Origin of the sequence: Streptomyces wedmorensis, from assembly GCF_000716445.1 — a bacterium.
GTDB classification, from domain to species: Bacteria; Actinomycetota; Actinomycetes; order Streptomycetales; family Streptomycetaceae; genus Streptomyces; species Streptomyces wedmorensis.
In genome coordinates this window covers 154847-171310 of the sequence record NZ_JNWK01000004.1, presented here as the reverse complement: position 1 = coordinate 171310, position 16464 = coordinate 154847, and the positions used below count along the sequence as shown (strand labels likewise).

General features: G+C 74.0%; 14 protein-coding genes. 6 read left to right on the top strand and 8 right to left on the bottom strand.

Translation table 11 applies throughout. The annotated features are described in order from the left end of the window. Positions 1-145: 145 nt before the first annotated feature. On the top strand, positions 146-1780 hold the full coding sequence (locus OO54_RS04305; RefSeq protein WP_033201501.1) for a protein kinase domain-containing protein: 1635 nt from the start codon (positions 146-148) through the stop codon (positions 1778-1780). A gap of 123 nt (positions 1781-1903) precedes the next feature. Here the strand turns inward: OO54_RS04305 and OO54_RS04300 are convergent, their stop codons facing one another. Next, the gene (locus OO54_RS04300; protein ID WP_033201500.1) at positions 1904-2410 is read right to left on the bottom strand and encodes a hypothetical protein; all 507 of its coding nucleotides are present in this window, start codon (positions 2408-2410) and stop codon (positions 1904-1906) included. A gap of 61 nt (positions 2411-2471) precedes the next feature. Between OO54_RS04300 and OO54_RS04295 the strand changes: the two genes are divergently transcribed. The 5 genes from OO54_RS04295 (at position 2472) to OO54_RS04275 (ending at position 7791) form a co-directional block, all read left to right on the top strand. Next, positions 2472-2681 carry a hypothetical protein gene (locus OO54_RS04295; protein WP_033201499.1) on the top strand — a complete coding sequence of 70 codons (210 nt, stop codon included), beginning with the start codon at positions 2472-2474 and terminating at the stop codon, positions 2679-2681. A gap of 85 nt (positions 2682-2766) precedes the next feature. Next, positions 2767-3447, top strand: a complete 681-nt coding sequence (locus tag OO54_RS04290; RefSeq protein ID WP_033201498.1) for a PadR family transcriptional regulator — start codon at positions 2767-2769, stop codon at positions 3445-3447. A 100-nt stretch (positions 3448-3547) separates the two neighbouring features. After that, positions 3548-4282 (top strand): ABC transporter ATP-binding protein, encoded by a 735-nt coding sequence (locus OO54_RS04285; RefSeq protein WP_033201497.1) that lies wholly within the window; start codon positions 3548-3550, stop codon positions 4280-4282. Continuing rightward, positions 4279-7146, top strand: coding sequence for an ABC transporter permease (locus OO54_RS04280; RefSeq protein ID WP_033201496.1), 2868 nt, complete (start codon positions 4279-4281; stop codon positions 7144-7146). Before OO54_RS04285 ends, OO54_RS04280 begins: the two co-directional genes overlap by 4 nt. Before the next feature lie 96 nt (positions 7147-7242). Then, complete coding sequence (locus OO54_RS04275; RefSeq protein WP_017240334.1) at positions 7243-7791, top strand: bacterial proteasome activator family protein; 549 nt, start codon at positions 7243-7245, stop codon at positions 7789-7791. A gap of 213 nt (positions 7792-8004) precedes the next feature. Here OO54_RS04275 and OO54_RS04270 read toward each other — a convergent pair whose 3' ends face one another. The 7 genes from OO54_RS04270 to pdhA form a co-directional block, all read right to left on the bottom strand. Then, entirely contained in the window at positions 8005-8991 is a 987-nt protein-coding gene (locus OO54_RS04270; RefSeq protein WP_033201495.1) for an NAD(P)H-quinone oxidoreductase, read from the bottom strand. A gap of 166 nt (positions 8992-9157) precedes the next feature. Further along, positions 9158-10243 (bottom strand): potassium channel family protein, encoded by a 1086-nt coding sequence (locus tag OO54_RS04265; protein WP_051786694.1) that lies wholly within the window; start codon positions 10241-10243, stop codon positions 9158-9160. Next, complete coding sequence (locus OO54_RS04260) at positions 10240-11760, bottom strand: molybdopterin molybdotransferase MoeA (protein ID WP_033201493.1); 1521 nt, start codon at positions 11758-11760, stop codon at positions 10240-10242. Before OO54_RS04260 ends, OO54_RS04265 begins: the two co-directional genes overlap by 4 nt. After that, a complete protein-coding gene (locus tag OO54_RS04255) occupies positions 11757-12611 on the bottom strand; it encodes an NTP transferase domain-containing protein (RefSeq protein ID WP_033201492.1) in 855 nt (284 codons plus the stop codon). The genes OO54_RS04260 and OO54_RS04255 overlap by 4 nt, the downstream gene beginning before the upstream one ends. Positions 12612-12684: 73 nt before the next feature. Further along, positions 12685-14070 (bottom strand): dihydrolipoamide acetyltransferase family protein, encoded by a 1386-nt coding sequence (locus OO54_RS04250; protein ID WP_033201491.1) that lies wholly within the window; start codon positions 14068-14070, stop codon positions 12685-12687. Next, a complete protein-coding gene (locus tag OO54_RS04245) occupies positions 14070-15116 on the bottom strand; it encodes an alpha-ketoacid dehydrogenase subunit beta (protein ID WP_033201490.1) in 1047 nt (348 codons plus the stop codon). The genes OO54_RS04250 and OO54_RS04245 overlap by 1 nt, the downstream gene beginning before the upstream one ends. Continuing rightward, on the bottom strand, positions 15116-16276 hold the full coding sequence (gene pdhA, locus OO54_RS04240) for a pyruvate dehydrogenase (acetyl-transferring) E1 component subunit alpha (RefSeq protein WP_033201489.1): 1161 nt from the start codon (positions 16274-16276) through the stop codon (positions 15116-15118). Before pdhA ends, OO54_RS04245 begins: the two co-directional genes overlap by 1 nt. Between the last annotated feature and the right edge of the window lie 188 nt (positions 16277-16464).

Here is a 16464-nt window from a genome sequence, read left to right as displayed (position 1 = left end):
CGGCCGCCGCCGAAACGCTTCGGAGAGGGTTCCTGTGCGGAGGGTCACGGAACGGGCACCCGGCTTGACGTGTCACTGCCCTCGGGCAGACTTGGCCGAGAAAATCCGGATCAACGCCGCCACGCGCGCGTAGGGGGAAGCACAGATGAGCCAGGACGGCGCACAGGGCCGCTATGCGGGCGGTTCGGTCGCGGGCGGCCGGTACCAGCTGCGCGATCTTCTCGGCGAGGGCGGCATGGCGTCCGTGTACCTGGCCTACGACAGCGCCCTCGACCGCCAGGTCGCGATCAAGACGCTGCACACCGAACTCGGCCGGGAGCAGTCCTTCCGCGAGCGCTTCCGCCGTGAGGCGCAGGCCGTCGCGAAGCTTTCGCACACGAACATCGTCTCGGTCTTCGACACCGGCGAGGACACCCTCGACGGCGCCGTCATGCCGTACATCGTCATGGAGTACGTGGAGGGCCAGCCGCTCGGCTCGGTCCTCGCCTCGGACATCCAGCAGTACGGCGCGATGCCCGCCGACAAGGCGCTCAAGGTGACGGGCGACGTGCTGGCCGCCCTCGAGGTCAGCCACGAGATGGGCCTGGTCCACCGCGACATCAAGCCCGGCAACGTGATGACGACCAAGCGCGGCGTCGTCAAGGTCATGGACTTCGGCATCGCGCGGGCCATGCAGTCCGGGGTCACCTCGATGACGCAGACCGGCATGGTCGTCGGCACCCCGCAGTACCTCTCCCCCGAGCAGGCCCTCGGGCGCGCGGTGGACGCCCGCTCCGACCTTTATTCGGTCGGCATCATGCTCTTCCAGCTGCTGACGGGCCGTCTGCCCTTCGACGCCGACTCCCCCCTCGCCATCGCGTACGCGCACGTGCAGGAGGAGCCGGTCGCCCCGTCGTCCGTCAACCGCGCGGTGACGCCGGCGATGGACGCGCTCGTCGCCCGCGCGCTGCGGAAGAACCCGAACGAGCGCTTCCCGAGCGCGGCGGCGATGCGCGACGAGTGCCTGCGAGTGCTCGCGGCCGGCCAGACCGGTGCCCCGATGATCGTCCAGGGCGGTCCGGTCAGCAGCGGCGCGGGCGTCGGCTCGGCGGTCTTCCCGCCGGTCGGTCAGACCCCGCCGCCCACCCCGCACGGCCTGCAGCAGCCGTACCAGCCGCCGACGCCGCAGCCCGGCCCCTACGGCCCCACCACTCCGGCGCCGGGCCCCGCGTACGGCTACCCGCAGCAGGCCCCGACGCCGGCGCCGTACGCCTCGGTGCCGACGCCCGCGCCGTACGCGCCCACCCCGGCGCCCGCGCAGTACGCCCCCACCCCGTCCGGCGGCGGCTCCCGACGGAACACCCCGGTGCTCGTGGGCGCGATCGCGGTCGCCCTCCTCGCGGTCGGCGGACTCCTCGTCGCGCTCAACCTCGACGAGGACAAGGACCCGGAGGCCGGCGGCACCGGCGGGACCGACACCCAGCAGAGCCAGACGGCGGCGCCCGGCCACAAGGGTCCGGACCTGACCAAGACGATCGACCCGAAGGAATGCTCGCAGCCGGACGAGTCGAGCGACGACCCCTCCAAGTTCGAGGTCCCGAACTTCACCTACAAGAACATCCAGTCGGTGAAGGCCTGCGTCCAGGCGGCCGGGTGGAAGATCATGACCCAGACGCCGGTGGACGAGTCCACGTACGGCGAAGGCACGGTCCTGGAGCAGTACCCGCCGGCCGGCCAGGACATCACCGACAAGGACGCCGAGTTCACCCTCAGCGTCTCGACGGGCAACCCGCCGCAGTAGACGACCGTCGTACGGCGACGGCGAAAGCCGTCGCCGTACGCCCGCTGCCTCCGCCCGGATGCCGGAACCTTCCTGCCATGTGACGCTGAGTCGACTACCTCGGCGGCTCTGCACGGGAGGGGGTCACCCGGTGACTCCAGCACTCCGCAGGACACGGGCGCGGGCCCTCCGACCCGCGTTCACCTGCGCGTTCGTCGGTGCGTGCGCCCTGTACGCCGCGCCCATCGCCAACCCGGCGGACCCACCGCACACGTCGGTGAGCACCACCGCCCCGACGCCGCCGCCGACCGGCACCACCCCGTCGGCGCCGTCCGTCTCCCCCTCTTCCTCCATGACTTCCGCGACCCCTCCCACGACGGGTCCCGGCACTGGCACCGGCACTGCCACGCCGGGGCGCACCGGAGGGTCCGGGAAGCCCGTTTCCCCGGCCCCCGCGCCGACCGGTACCCGTACCGGTGCCGGTTCGGCTTCGGGGTCCCCGGCCGGGCCGAGCGCCGGGCCGAGCGCCGGGCCGAGCGCCGGGCCCAGCGACGCCCCGGCGCCCAGCGGCTCCGCCTCGCTGGCGGGCCGGCCGGCCGGTGAGGGGCGGCAGCGCCCCGGCCGCTCCGAGAGCGCGTCGGCGAGCGCCACGGCTCCGTCGCCGGATCCTTCTCGTACCGAAACCGCTACAGAGCCGGACGGCGAGGAGGCCGTGGAGGAGGAGCCCGAGGAGGTACGGGAGGAGGACGCGGTGGTGCCCGAGGCCGTGCCGGCCACCCTGCCCGCCGCGGGCTCCCGGCTGGCGGCCGAGACCCCGCCCACCCTTGCCGACCAGCGGATTCCCGTCCTCACCCTGGGCGCGGGGCTGGCTCTGATGGGGCTCGGGATCGGCTTCCTCGGCCTGCGGATGCGCCGCCGCTGAGCGCCCGGGTCCCCCTTGAGGCGGACCCGCCGCTTCCCACTCAGGACGGTTGTCGGCGGCGGCATACCCGGTATACATACTGAGTATGTCGATCCGCCACGGGCTCCTCGCCCTCCTCGAACGCGGCCCTCGCTACGGCTCCCAGCTCCGTACGGAGTTCGAGTCCCGCACCGGCGCCACCTGGCCGCTCAACGTCGGCCAGGTCTACACGACGCTCAGCCGTCTGGAGCGCGACGGCATGGTCGCCCAGAGCGGCGAGGACGCGGCAGGGCACGCGCTCTACACGATCACCGAAGACGGTCGCACCGAGCTCAGGACCTGGTTCGAGAAGCCGGTGGACCGCACCAGCCCGGCCCGCGACGAGCTGGCCATCAAGCTCGCCATGGCCGTCGGCGCGCCGTCCGTCGACATCCGCGACGTCATCCAGTCCCAGCGCCGGCACACCGTCAAGGCGATGCAGGACTACACCCGGCTCAAGGCCCAGGCGCTCGCGGCCGTCGAGCGCGGCGGCGCCCGGGAACGCGACGACGTCGCCTGGCTGCTCGTCCTGGAGCAGCTGATCTTCCAGACCGAGGCCGAGGCCCGCTGGCTCGACCACTGCGAGTCCCGGCTGATCCGGCTGTCCGCGACGGCGCCGGGGGCCCCGGCCGGCCCGGCGGCACCGACCGTCCCCGGCGCCTCCGCCGCCGCCCCCGAGGCTCCGGCCGTCTCCGCCGCGCCGCGGGCGCATGACACCTCGACCACCGGTACGCCCGGGGCGCGTTGACCGCACGCGCGCGCTCCGCCCGTACCGCTGACGCACCACCTTCCACCGCACGCTCCGTACCCGGCAGTCCGCCGCGTACGTCCCAAGGGGGGACCCCTCGATGTCCACACAGCAGCCCGTGCTGCAACTCCAGAACCTGACCCGTGTCCACGGCTCGGGCGCCACCGAGGTGCACGCACTGCGCGGGATCGACCTCGCCGTGTACCCGGGCGAACTCGTCGCCGTCATGGGGCCGTCCGGCTCCGGGAAGTCCACCCTGCTCACCATCGCGGGCGGTCTCGACACCCCCAGCTCGGGCCGGGTGATCGTCGAGGACACCGACATCACCGCCGCGAGCGTCAAGGAGCTCGCCGCCCTGCGCCGCCGCAGCATCGGCTACGTCTTCCAGGACTACAACCTCATCCCGGCCCTGACCGCGGCCGAGAACGTGGCCCTGCCCCGCGAGCTGGACGGGACCTCCGCCCGCAAGGCCCGCGTCGAGGCCGTGGCCGCGCTGGAGGAGATGGGACTCGGCCACCTCGCCGACCGCTTCCCCGACGAGATGTCGGGCGGCCAGCAGCAGCGGGTGGCCATCGCCCGCGCCCTCGTCGGCGACCGTCGGCTCGTCCTCGCCGACGAGCCGACCGGCGCCCTCGACTCCGAGACCGGGGAGTCCGTGCTCGCCCTGCTCCGTTCGCGCTGTGACGCGGGCGCCGCCGGCGTCCTCGTCACCCACGAGCCGCGGTTCGCGGCCTGGGCCGACCGCGTCGTGTTCCTCCGGGACGGCGCCATCGTCGACCAGACCGTGCGCAGCGACGCCGACTCGCTCCTGTCGGGCCAGGTGGCCGAGGCGTGAAGACCTGGTTCCACTCCTGGCGGGCAGCCATCCGCATCGCCCGGCGCGACGCCTGGCGCTCCAAGGGCCGCAGCTCCCTCGTCCTCGCGATGATCGCCCTGCCCATCCTGGGCGTCAGCGCCTTCGACCTGACCTACCGCAGCTCCGAACTCTCCCCCGCCGAGCGGGTGGAGCGGACGATCGGCGCGGCCGACGCACGCCTCCGCGACGCCCAGATGGGCGGTGTCCCGATCCTCCAGGACCCGGCCGGCGAGATGCACACGCCGGCCAAGGAACCCCAGGACGGTAGCTGGCCGAGCGGCCCCACCGACGTCACCAAGGCCATCCCGGCGGGCTCCACCGTCCTCACGGACGGAACGGGCTCGGCCAAGCTGACCACGGCCCACGGCCTGCTGATGACGGAGGTGCGCGAGCTCAAGGCGTCCGACCCGGTCGCCCGCGGGATCATGGTGCTCCTCGACGGGCGTTTCCCGGAGAAGAACGACGAGGTCATGGTCACCTCGCACTTCCTGGAGACCAGCGCTCTGTCGGTCGGCTCGACCCTTTCCGCCCGCAACTTCGATCGCCCGTACCGGATCGTCGGCACCTACGAACTTCCCGACTCGCTCAAGGCCGATCAGGTCAACGCGCTGCCGGGGGCGTTCCTCGCGCCGTACGGAAAGGCCGTCGAGAAGGCGGGCCTGCCCGCGCCCGACACCTCCGTCTCGTACCTGGTGCGCAAGCCCGGTGGTTTCACGTGGAACACCGTGCAGCAGATCAACACCAAGGGCGTCGCCGTCGTCTCGCGCGCCGTGGCGCTCGACCCGCCCGCCGATGCCGAGGTGCCGCTCTTCCAGAAGGACGGCTGGGGAGGCAACTACGCGGCCAGCCCGGCGGCCCGGGCCGCCGAACTCGCGGCCGTCAGCACCGTCGTCGGCCTGGCCATGCTGGAGATCTGCCTGCTCGCCGGACCCGCGTTCGCGGTCGGCGCCCGCCGCTCGCGCCGCCAACTCGGCCTGGTCGGAGCCAACGGCGGTGCCCGCAGCCACATCCGGGCCATCGTGCTGAGCGGCGGTCTGGTCATCGGCATCGCAGCCGCCGTCACCGGCACCGTCCTCGCCGTGATCCTGACCCTGGTGCTCCAGCCGGTCCTGGAAGGCGTCATGGGCCAGCGGTTCGGGGCCTTCGACGTCCGGCCCCTCGAACTGCTCGGCATCGCGCTGCTCGCGGTCCTGACCGGCCTGCTCGCCGCGATCGTCCCGGCCGTCACCGCCTCCCGGCAGACCGTCCTCGCCTCGCTCACCGGCCGGCGCGGAGTCCGTCGCAGCAGCCGGGTCCTGCCCCTGATCGGCCTCGCGGCCCTCCTCATCGGCGCCGCGATCGCCCTCTTCGGGTCGATCGTCACCGAGCAGTTCGTCATCGTGGCGGGCGGCTCCGCCATCGCCGAGCTGGGCGTCGTCGCCATGACCCCGGCCCTGGTGGGCCTGTTCGGCCGGACCGGCCGCTGGCTGCCGCTCTCCCCGCGCCTCGCGCTGCGGGACGCCGTCCGCAACCGGGGCCGTACGGCCCCCGCCGTCGCCGCCGTCCTCGCCGCCGTCGCGGGCACGGTCGCCGTCTCCACGTACATGGCCAGCAGCGAGGCCCAGAAGAAGGCCGAGTACACACCGCTGCTGCCGTACGGCGTCGCCTCCGCCTTCGTCCCCGAGGAGGGCGGCCGGGACGTCCCCGCCGTCCGCGAGGCCGTCCAGCGCGCCTTCCCCGTCGACGTCCGCGCCGATGTCGAGCGCATCTCGGTCGGCAAGCCCGGCTGCTCGCAGTGGGAGCAGGGCACCGGCTGCGGCCGCTACGAGGTCATCGTCCCTCCGGCGAACGAATGCCCGATGTACGCGTCCCTCCCGGGAGGCGCCGACCCGTCGGAGAAGTACACGCCCGAGCAGCGGCGGAAGATGCTCACCGACGACTGGCGGTGCAAGACGTCCGGGAGCAGCGGGATGTACGTCTCCGACGGCGGCCTGCTCGTCGGTGACGCCGCACTGCTCAAGGTCCTCGGCGTCGACGACCCCGCGACCGTGAAGGCCCTCGCCGACGGCAAGGTCGTCAGCTTCAGCCGCGCCCTCGTCGACGAGAAGGGCACCATCGGCATCAAGCAGATCACCGACGCGGCCGCCGCCGACAAGGCCGCCGAGGAGCACCGCCCCTACCCCGGCGAGGTCGACTCCCTGCCGGCCTACCTGGTGCCCGGCGACAAGAAGACGTACGGCGTCCAGGCCCTCATGACCCCGGCCACCGCCAAGTCCGCCGGCCTCGCTACGGTGCCGCTGGGCGTGTACGTCAGCACCGACCGGCTTCCGGACAGCGAGCAGCGCCAGAAGCTCGACGGCGAGCTCGCCAAGCTCGGCAGCTCCATCGAGCTGCACCTGGAGGAAGGTTTCGTCGGCAACGACGGCATCATCCTGCTCTCGCTGGCCGTCTTCGCCGGCCTGGTCACCATCGGTGCCGCCGGCATCGCCACCGGCCTCGCGCAGGCCGACGCCGAGGCCGACCTGAAGACGCTCGCCGCCGTGGGCGCCCCGCCCCGGGTCCGCCGCACGCTCAGCGGGTTCCAGTGCGGAGTGGTCGCCGCGATGGGCGTGATCCTCGGTTCGGCCGCCGGCCTGCTGCCCGCGGTGGGCCTCCGGCTCACCGAGGAACGCAGCCAGATCCGCGTCCACGAGCAGAACCTCGCCCAGGGCTGGAGCGGCGATTCCCCCCTGCCCGACCTGCCGATCGTCATCCCCTGGGAGACGCTGGGCGGCCTGCTCGTCGCCGTCCCGCTGGGCGCCGCCCTGCTCGCGGCCCTGGTGACCCGCTCGCGCGGCGCGCTGGCCCGGCGCGCGGCGACCTGACGGACCTCGTCGCGACCTGTGCCCCTGTACGAGGGTGGATCACCCCCGTACAGGGGCACACCTTGGGATGACGCATGTGTACGAGAGAATGGCGGCATGGAGATGCCGAGGAATGACAGGTCGCAGGAGAGCCCCCAGGTCCTCATCGTGGGACAGGACGGGATGGCGCTCGGCGGCACTCAGGGCGACGACGAACCCCGCGAGGTCCCGGTGACGGAAATGGTCGAGCAGCCTGCGAAGGTCATGCGGATCGGCAGCATGATCAAGCAGCTCCTGGAGGAAGTACGCGCGGCACCTCTCGACGAGGCCAGCCGGGTCAGGCTCAAGGACATCCACGCCAGCTCCGTGAAGGAGCTGGAGGACGGGCTCGCGCCCGAACTGGTCGAGGAACTGGAGCGGCTCTCCCTGCCGTTCACCGACGAGGCGATCCCCTCCGAGGCGGAGCTGCGCATCGCGCAGGCCCAGCTGGTGGGCTGGCTCGAAGGCCTCTTCCACGGCATCCAGACGGCGCTGTTCGCCCAGCAGATGGCGGCCCGCGCCCAGCTGGAGCAGATGCGGCGCGCCCTCCCGCCGGGTGCGTCCCACGACGATGACGACGACGACCGCGGCCACGGTCACGCCGTGCGCTCGGGTCCGTACCTGTAGCTCCCGCCCATACGGCCGAGGGCCCGGCACACCTCGTGTGCCGGGCCCTCCGCCGTCTCGGGCGGGTGCGGGGTCAGCCCCCCCCCGGGGGGGTGCCCGGTGCGGGTGTCAGCCCTGGGGAGACGGCCTCGCCCGGTGCGGGGTCAGCCCTGGGGAGACGGCCTCGCCCGGTGCGGGGTCGGCCCTGGGGAGACGGCCTCGCCCGGTGCGGGGTCAGCCCTGGGGGGCGAGCAGCAGCACCTTGCCGACGTGGCCGCCGGACTCCAGGGCCCGGTGCCCGTCGGCGGCCTCCGGCATCGGCACCGTACGGTCGACGACCGGCCGGACCGTGCCCCCGCCGATCAGGGGCCAGACGTGCTCCCGGACGGCGGCGACGATCGCCGCCTTCTCCTCCGCGGGCCGGGAGCGCAGCGTGGTCGCCATGACGGCCGCGCGCTTCGCGAGCAGCGCCCCGAGGTTCAGCTCGCCCTTCACTCCACCCTGGAGACCGATGACCACCAGCCGTCCGTTGACGGCCAGCGCCTTCACGTTCCGCTCCAGGTACTTGGCGCCGACGATGTCCAGGATGACGTCGGCGCCCGCGCCGTCCGTCGCCTTGGCCAGCTCCTCGACGAAGTCCTGCTCGCGGTAGTCGATGAGGACGTCCGCGCCCAGCTCGGCGCAGCGCTTCAGCTTCTCCGGACCGCCGGCCGTGACCGCGACCCGCGCCCCGACCGCCTTCGCCAGCTGGATCGCCATCGTGCCGATGCCGCTCGCGCCGCCGTGCACGAGCAGCGTCTCGCCCGGCCGCAGGTGGGCGATCATGAAGATGTTGGACCAGACCGTGCACGCGACCTCGGGGAGCGCGGCGGCCGTGGCCAGGTCGACGCCCTCCGGCACGGGAAGCAGCTGACCGGCCGGGACCACGACCTTCTCCGCGTAGCCGCCGCCGGCGAGCAGGGCGCAGACCTCGTCGCCGACCGACCAGCCCGACACCCCGGGGCCGAGGGCCGCGATCCGGCCCGAGCACTCGAGGCCGGGGTAGGGCGAGGTGCCCGGCGGCGGGTCGTAGAAGCCCTGGCGCTGGAGCAGATCGGCGCGGTTGACCGCGCTCGCCACCACCTCGACGAGGACCTCGCCCTCGCCGGGTACGGGATCGGGAACCTCGGCCCAGACGAGGGCCTCGGGACCGCCGGGTTCCGGAATCGTGATCGCATGCATGGCGGCGAGGCTACTCCGCTCGACCGCCCCGCACCGGGCCCCGCGGAACCGTCGGCCGGTCGTCCTCCGGCGCTCCTCCATCCGGTCCTCCGGCCGGTCTTCCGGCCGGTCTTCCGGCCGGTCTTCCGGCCGGTCTTCCGGCCGGTCCTCCCGGACGGTCCTCCGGTCAGTCCTCCGGCGGTGTGGAGAGCGGGGTCACGGGTGCGGCGCGCACGATGGTGATCACCCGGTCGGTGAGCTGGAGCGGGCTGGCCGCGGGGTCGTCGTACCCGAGCAGCCGGTGGCCGCGGAGCACGCTCACCACCAGGTCATCGGTCTCCCGCACGCTCTTGCCGGCCTCGCTCTTGGTCACCGGGCGTTCGACGAGGTCGAGTCCGGAGCCCTGCTGGATCAGGTCCTCCATCACGGTGCCGGCGCTGGGGCTCAGCACGGAGAGGCCGAGCAGGCGTCCGGCGGCGCTGGCACTGGTGATGACCGCGTCGGCACCGGACTGACGGAGCAGCGGCGCGTTCTCCTCCTCGCGGACCGCGGCGACGATCTTCGCGCCCCGGTTCAGCTGCCTGGCCGTCAGGGTGACCAGGACGGCCGTGTCGTCGCGCTGGGTGGCGATGACGATCTGACGGGCTCGCTGCACCTCGGCGCGGAGCAGCACGTCGCTGCGGGTCGCGTCGCCGATCACCCCGACGAAACCGTCCGTGTTCGCCGTCTCGATCACCTTGGTGGAGGGGTCGACGATGACGATCTGGTCCTTGCGGAGCCCGGTGGCGCAGAGGGTCTGGATCGCGGACCGCCCCTTCGTCCCGAAGCCGACGATGACGGTGTGGTCGCGCAAGGTGGACCTCCAGCGGTTCAGCCGGAACTCTTCCCGGGTCCGTTCGGTGAGGACCTCGAGAGTGGTGCCGACCAGGATGATCAGGAAGAGCACGCGCAGGGGCGTGACGAGCAGGATGTTGACGAGGCGTGCCGAGTCGCTGTACGGGACGATGTCGCCGTATCCGGTGGTGGAGAGCGTCACGGTCGCGTAGTAGAAGCAGTCGAGGAGGTCGACCGTCTCGTTGGCGTTGTCGTGGTAGCCCTCGCGGTCGACGTAGACGATGACGACCGTCAGCAGCAGCACGCCGAGCGCCATCAGAAGCCGCTTGCCGACCTGACGGAGCGGGTTCTCCACGACCCGGCGGGGCAGCCTGACCCGCGGGCCCGAGATCCTCTCGTCGGCATGGCGGGCCATCGCGTCACGGCTGGGAAGTTTCACGTGAAACACGCTCCTTGGACCGGAACGGCCCCCGCCGCCGGCCACGGAAGGTCGAGGACGGTCAGCTCCTGGCCGGACCGCGCGCCGCCGGGCGGAACGACGGCCAGGCCGTCCGCGGCGGCGATGCCGCGGAGCATGGCCGGTCCGTTGTAGCGGAGCGGGACGGCCCGTCCGCCAGGGCGGACGACCGGGACGAGCCGGGTGTCATGGGGATGCCCGTGCACATCGCCCTCGACGGGGGAACGTCCCTCGGAGAGGGCGTTCCCGGTCAGGGCGGCGAGCAGGGGCTCGGCAAGGGTGAGCAGTCCGGAGACGGCGGCGAGCGGGTTGCCGGGGAGCCCGACGAGATGGCGTCGGCCGCCGAGGGCCGCCAGGAGCATCGGATGGCCGGGCCGGACCTTCACGCCGTCGACCAGGAGGGTCGCGCCCGCCTTGTCGAGCACCTGGTGAACGTGGTCCACCGGCCCGGACGCGGTGCCGCCGGTGGTGACGACCAGGTCGGCGGGGGAGCCGGTGACGGCCGCGTACAGCGCCTCGGCGTCGTCGCCGATCCGGCGGGTGCCGAGCACCTCGGCACCGAGCGCCTCCAGCCAGGGGCCGAGCATCGGGCCGAGCGCGTCCCGGATGAGGCCCTCGCGGGGGAGCCCCGTCGAGAGCAGCTCGTCGCCGAGGACCAGGATCTCCACCCGGGCGCGGGGCCGTACGCGCAGCTCGTCGTAACCGGCGGCCGCCGCGAGGCCCAGCACGGCGGGGGTCACGACGATGCCTTCGGGCAGCAGCTCGTCCCCCGCACCGCACTCCTGGCCCCGGGGCCGGATGTCCTGCCCCGGCACGACCTCCCGCAGCGCGTGCAGCAGAAGCGGGGCGGCGGGCACCGGTCCCGGGCGGTCGGCGGAAGCCGCGGCCCCGGCCGGCCTCGCGGGCTCGGTCGGTTCGGATGGCTCGGTCGGTTCCTTCAGCTCGGCCGATTCGGTCCGTTCGGCCCGTTCAGTCCCTTCAGTCCGGTCGGTCCGTTCGGCCCGTTCGGCCCGTTCGGTCCGGGAGTGTTCGCTACGGAGGACGGCGGTGGTCCCGGGCGGGACACGGGCGCCGGTGGCGATCCGTACGGCCTCGCCCTCGGCCGGTACGACGACGGGCGCGTGTCCGGCGAGGACGGCGCCCTCCTCGCGGACGGCCCAGGGGCCGGGACCCACGACGGCCCAGCCGTCCATGGCGGAGGTGTCGAAGGGGGGCAGATCGGTGAGGGCCGCGAGCGGCTCGGCGAGCACTCGCCCGAGGGCCTGCCCGAGCGGGACGCACGACGGCTCCCGGCCGGTCCGCGCGGTGGACCCGGCGCGGACCGCGGCGGCCCGCGCCTCGGGCCAGGCGGTGGCCCGATGCGCCCCGCCCGACTTCCCGCGGGCACCGGAGGCGGCGGCACCGGGCTCGGAGACCGCGCCGGACCCTGAGGCCGCCGGGTTCGCGGGCGCCGGGGCGGCGGGCTGCTCCGGCACGGGGAGGGGTTCCTTCGGACTCATCCGGCCTCGTCCTGCTCGGCGGCCCAACTCTGGGCCAGGGCCGCGGCCTTGCGGGCGGCCTCGGCGACCGCCCCGGGACCGCCCTCGGGGCCCGCGAGCGCCGCCGCGTACCCGACCAGGAACGTGGTCAGGGGTGCGGCGGGGCGGGCCACGCCGTGGGCGGCGTCCCGGGCCAGGTCGAGCAGCACGCCGGTGTCGACGTCCAGCTCGATGCCCAGTTCGTTCTTGACTGCGGTGATCCATTCGTCCAGCACGGTCCCATGCTCCCTGATGCGGGCGCGGGCGACGGCGATGTCCTCCCAGGTGTCGCAGTCGAAGGAGGCCTGGGACTCGGCGGCGACCCGGACGGAGCGGAGCACCCGCGTGAGCCCGCGCAGCGGCAGGTCCGCGAGGCCGCCGTGCTCGTGGCCGAGCCGGGCGAGTTCACGGCGCAGCGGGCCCGACCGGTACGCGGCGACCAGCGGCTGGTCCCGCCCCTCGGCGTCGGTGAGGAGCGCGACCTCGGCATCGGGGGCGTCGTCGAGCGCGGCCGACAGGCGCCGGACGGTGGCGTCGTCGAGGAAGGGGAGGTCGGCGGAGAGGACGAGGAGGACGTCGGCATCCGTCTCCCGCGCCCCGGCGTCGAGGGCGGCCAGCGGGCCGCCGCCGGGCGGCTCCTCCCTGGTCCATCGGACGGGGCGGACCGTCGGGCGCGGGTCGCCGACGACCACGGTCCGGCCCGCGTCGGGGCAGGCCGCCAGCACCCGGTCGAGGAGGGTCCGGCCCCCGACCCGTACCCCGGGCTTGTCGGAGCCGCCGAGGCGCCGGGCGGCGCCCCCGGCGAGCACGACGGCGTCGTATGCGGTGGTCACCCCAGCAGTATGGGCCGACGGGGGCCGTGAACGTCCGGCCCGTCCCACAGAGGGAGACGGGCCGGACGATCCGTCAGACCGTGCGGAGCAGGACCGCGGGCTGCTCGACGCAGTCCGCGACGTACCGCAGGAAGCCGCCGGCCGTGCCGCCGTCGCAGACGCGGTGGTCGAAGGTGAGCGAGAGCTGCACCACCTGACGGACGGCCAGTTCGCCCTGGTGCACCCAGGGCTTGGGGATGATCCGGCCGACCCCGAGCATGGCGGCCTCGGGGTGGTTGATGATCGGCGTGGAGCCGTCGACCCCGAACACCCCGTAGTTGTTCAGGGTGAACGTGCCGCCGGTCAGGTCGGCCGGGGTGAGCGTGGACTCCCGGGCGGCCTCCGTCAGCCGGGCGAACTCGGCCGTCAGCGACTCCGCCGTCCGCTGCCCCGCGTCCCTGACCACGGGGACGACCAGGCCGCGCGGGGTCTGGGCGGCGAAGCCCAGGTGCACGGACGGAAGCCGGACGATCTCCCGGGCGGCGGTGTCCACCGTGGAGTTGAGTTCGGGGAACCGGTCCAGAGCGTGGGCGCAGATCCGGGCGAGGAGCGCGAGCAGCGAGATCTTCGGCCCGCCCGCCGCGTTCATCGCCGTCCGGGCAGCCATCAGCTCGGTCGCGTCGGCGTCGACCCAGCAGGTCGCGTCCGGGATCTCCGTACGGCTCCGGGACAGCTTGTCCGCCACCGCACCCCTGATCCCGCGCAGCGGAATGCGCTCCCCGGCCGCGGCCGGGGCCACGGCGGGGCTCGGGGCGGGCGCCGGGGCGGCGACCGGCTGGTCGAGCGCCGCGAGGACCCGCTCCACGTCGGCCCGCAGGATCAGCCCCTCGGGGCCAGATCCGCGCACCTCACGCAGGTCGATCCCCCGGTCCCTGGCCAGCTTCCGCACGAGCGGCGAGATGACGGGCACCGGCCCCGCCTGTCCGGCGGGCACGGCCGCCGGCGCGGCGGCGACGACGGGCGCGGGCGCGGCCACCGGAGCGGCGGCGGGCGCCGGTGCGGCGGCCGGGTTCGTGTGCCGCACCCGGCGGCGCCGGGCGACGGGCCCGGCCGTGCCGTAGCCGACGAGCACGTTGCCCGAGTGCTCCGACGAGGCCGCGGTCTCGGCGGCGGGTCCACCCGCCCTCGGCGCGGCTTCCGGAGCCGCCTCCGCGAGCTCCTCCGGCGCACCGGTGCCGCCCACGGCGACGGTCAGGAGCGGCGCCCCGACGGGCAGTTCGGTGCCCTCCTCGCCGTACCGGGCGGTGACGACACCGCCGTACGGGCAGGGCACCTCGACCATGGCCTTGGCCGTCTCGACCTCGACGACCGGCTGGTCGATGGCGACGACGTCGCCGACGGCGACAAGCCAGCGCACGATCTCGGCCTCGGTGAGTCCCTCACCGAGGTCGGGCAGCTTGAACTCGAGCACCTGGGCCATCAGTTCCCCGCCTCCCACTGCAGCCGCGCCACCGCGTCCAGGACCCGGTCCACGCCCGGCAGATGGTGCCGCTCCAGCATCGGCGGCGGGTAGGGGATGTCGAAGCCCGCGACCCGCAGCACCGGTGCCTCCAGGTGGTGGAAGCAGCGCTCGGTGACCCGGGCGGCGATCTCCGCGCCCGGTCCGCCGAAGCCGGTCGACTCGTGGACGACGACCGCGCGGCCGGTGCGCCGCACCGAGGCGCAGACGGTCTCGTCGTCGAAGGGCACGAGGGAGCGGACGTCGACGACCTCCAGGTCCCAGCCCTCGGCCTGGGCGGCCTCGGCGGCCTCCAGGCAGACCGGCACCGAGGGGCCGTAGGTGATCAGGGTGGCGCCGGTGCCCCGGCGCCGTACGACGGCCTTGCCGATCGGCTCGACGGGCGCGGGCGCCTCGGGGGACCAGTCGGACTTGGACCAGTAGAGCCGCTTGGGCTCCAGGAAGACCACCGGGTCGTCGGAGGCGATGGCCGCGCGCAGCAGCCCGTAGGCGTCCTCGACGGTCGCCGGGGTGACGACGTGCAGCCCCGGGGTGGCCGTGTAGTAGGCCTCGGAGGAGTCGCTGTGGTGCTCGACGCCGCCGATGCCGCCGCCGTACGGGACGCGGATGACGATCGGCATCGGCACCGCGCCGCGGGTGCGGTTGCGCATCTTCGCCACGTGCGAGAGCAGCTGCTCGAACGCCGGGTAGGCGAAGGCGTCGAACTGCATCTCGACGACCGGCCGCAGGCCGTACATCGCCATGCCGACGGCCGCGCCGAGGATGCCCGCCTCGGCCAGCGGCGTGTCCGTACAGCGGTCCTCGCCGAACTCCTTGGCGAGCCCGTCGGTGACCCGGAAGACACCGCCGAGGGTGCCGACGTCCTCGCCCATCACGTGGACGGTCGGGTCCTCGGCCATCGCGTCGCGCATGGCGCGCTGGAGCGCCTGCGCCATGGTGGCCGGCTTCGGCTTCCCGGCGTTCCCGGCGGCCTTGGCCGCCGCGGGGCCGGTCGTCGCGGTCGTCATCACGCCTCACCCTCGGCTTCGAGCTCGGCGCGCAGCTGCGCCGCCTGTTCGCGCAGCTGCGTCGTCTGCTCGGCGTACACGTGGGAGAAGAGCTCCATCGGGTCGAGCACCGGGTCGGCGTTCATCCGTTCGCGCAGCTCCGCCGCCATCGTCTCGGCGGCCTCCGCCGCCGCGCGCCTGCCGTCCTCGTCGAGCAGGCCACGCTCCGTCAGTTCCCGTTCGAGGATCAGGATCGGGTCGTGCGCCTTCCAGGTCTCGACCTCGCCGGCCGCCCGGTAGCGGGTGGCGTCGTCGGCGTTGGTGTGGGCGTCGATCCGGTAGGTCACGGCCTCGACCAGAGTGGGGCCGCCGCCGCGCCGCGCGCGGGCCACGGCCTCGGTCAGCACCTGGTGGACGGCGACCGCGTCGTTGCCGTCGACGAGCCGGCCCGGCATCCCGTATCCCACGGCCTTGTGGGCGAGGGAGGGGGCGGCGGTCTGCTTGGCGAGCGGCACGGAGATCGCGAACCCGTTGTTCTGGACGAAGAAGACCACGGGGGCCTGCCAGACGGCCGCGAAGTTCAGCGCCTCGTGGAAGTCGCCCTCGCTGGTGCCGCCGTCGCCGACCATGGCGAGCGCGACCACGTCGTCGCCCTTGAGGCGGGCGGCGTGGGCGAGGCCCACGGCGTGCGGGAGCTGGGTGGCGAGGGGGGTGCAGAGCGGCGCGATGCGGTGCTCGTGCGGGTCGTACCCGGTGTGCCAGTCGCCTCGCAGCAGGGTCAGCGCCTGCACGGGGTCGAGGCCGCGGGCGACCGCCGCCAGGGTGTCGCGGTACGAGGGGAAGAGCCAGTCCCGCTCCTCGAGGGCGAGGGCGGCGGCGATCTCGCACGCCTCCTGGCCGGTGGTGGACGGGTACACGGCGAGCCGGCCCTGCTTGGTGAGCGCGGTGGCCTGCGTGTTGTACCGGCGGCCGCGGATCAGCTCCGCGTACAGCCGCAGCAGCAGCGCGGGGTCGGCGTCGGCCACGGCGTCCGTGCCGAGCACGCGCAGCGGCTCGGCCTCGGGCAGCAGCGGGGCGGGGTCGGTGCGCGGCTGCCACGCCGGCGGCGGGGTGGGCCGGTAGGCGTTGACGGCACCGGGCGGCTCTTGGACTGTCGAACTGCGCTGTTGCAACGAGTCCACCTCCTCGTGGGAGCGGGCATAAGACCCGAAGGCGGGTGGCGCGAGTGTGGCGCGCCTCACCTACCGATTGTTCGGTCGTGGAGGCATTTTGGCTACAGGCACCTGCAGCCTGTGGACAAACGGTTCTCCACAGCCTGGGATAGGAGCAGGTCGTCCACCGGAGAGAGGCGGGGGCACATGGCGGATGA

Excerpts from the sequence above, each read along its gene's own strand:
- OO54_RS04305 (WP_033201501.1), top strand. The coding sequence starts at position 146 with ATGAGCCAGGACGGCGCACAGGGCCGCTATGCGGGCGGTTCGGTCGCG.
- OO54_RS04290 (WP_033201498.1), top strand. The coding sequence starts at position 2,767 with ATGTCGATCCGCCACGGGCTCCTCGCCCTCCTCGAACGCGGCCCTCGC.
- OO54_RS04285 (WP_033201497.1), top strand. The coding sequence starts at position 3,548 with ATGTCCACACAGCAGCCCGTGCTGCAACTCCAGAACCTGACCCGTGTC.
- OO54_RS04275 (WP_017240334.1), top strand. The coding sequence starts at position 7,243 with ATGGAGATGCCGAGGAATGACAGGTCGCAGGAGAGCCCCCAGGTCCTC.
- OO54_RS04270 (WP_033201495.1), bottom strand. The coding sequence starts at position 8,991 with ATGCATGCGATCACGATTCCGGAACCCGGCGGTCCCGAGGCCCTCGTC.
- OO54_RS04260 (WP_033201493.1), bottom strand. The coding sequence starts at position 11,760 with ATGAGTCCGAAGGAACCCCTCCCCGTGCCGGAGCAGCCCGCCGCCCCG.
- OO54_RS04250 (WP_033201491.1), bottom strand. The coding sequence starts at position 14,070 with ATGGCCCAGGTGCTCGAGTTCAAGCTGCCCGACCTCGGTGAGGGACTC.
- OO54_RS04245 (WP_033201490.1), bottom strand. The coding sequence starts at position 15,116 with ATGACGACCGCGACGACCGGCCCCGCGGCGGCCAAGGCCGCCGGGAAC.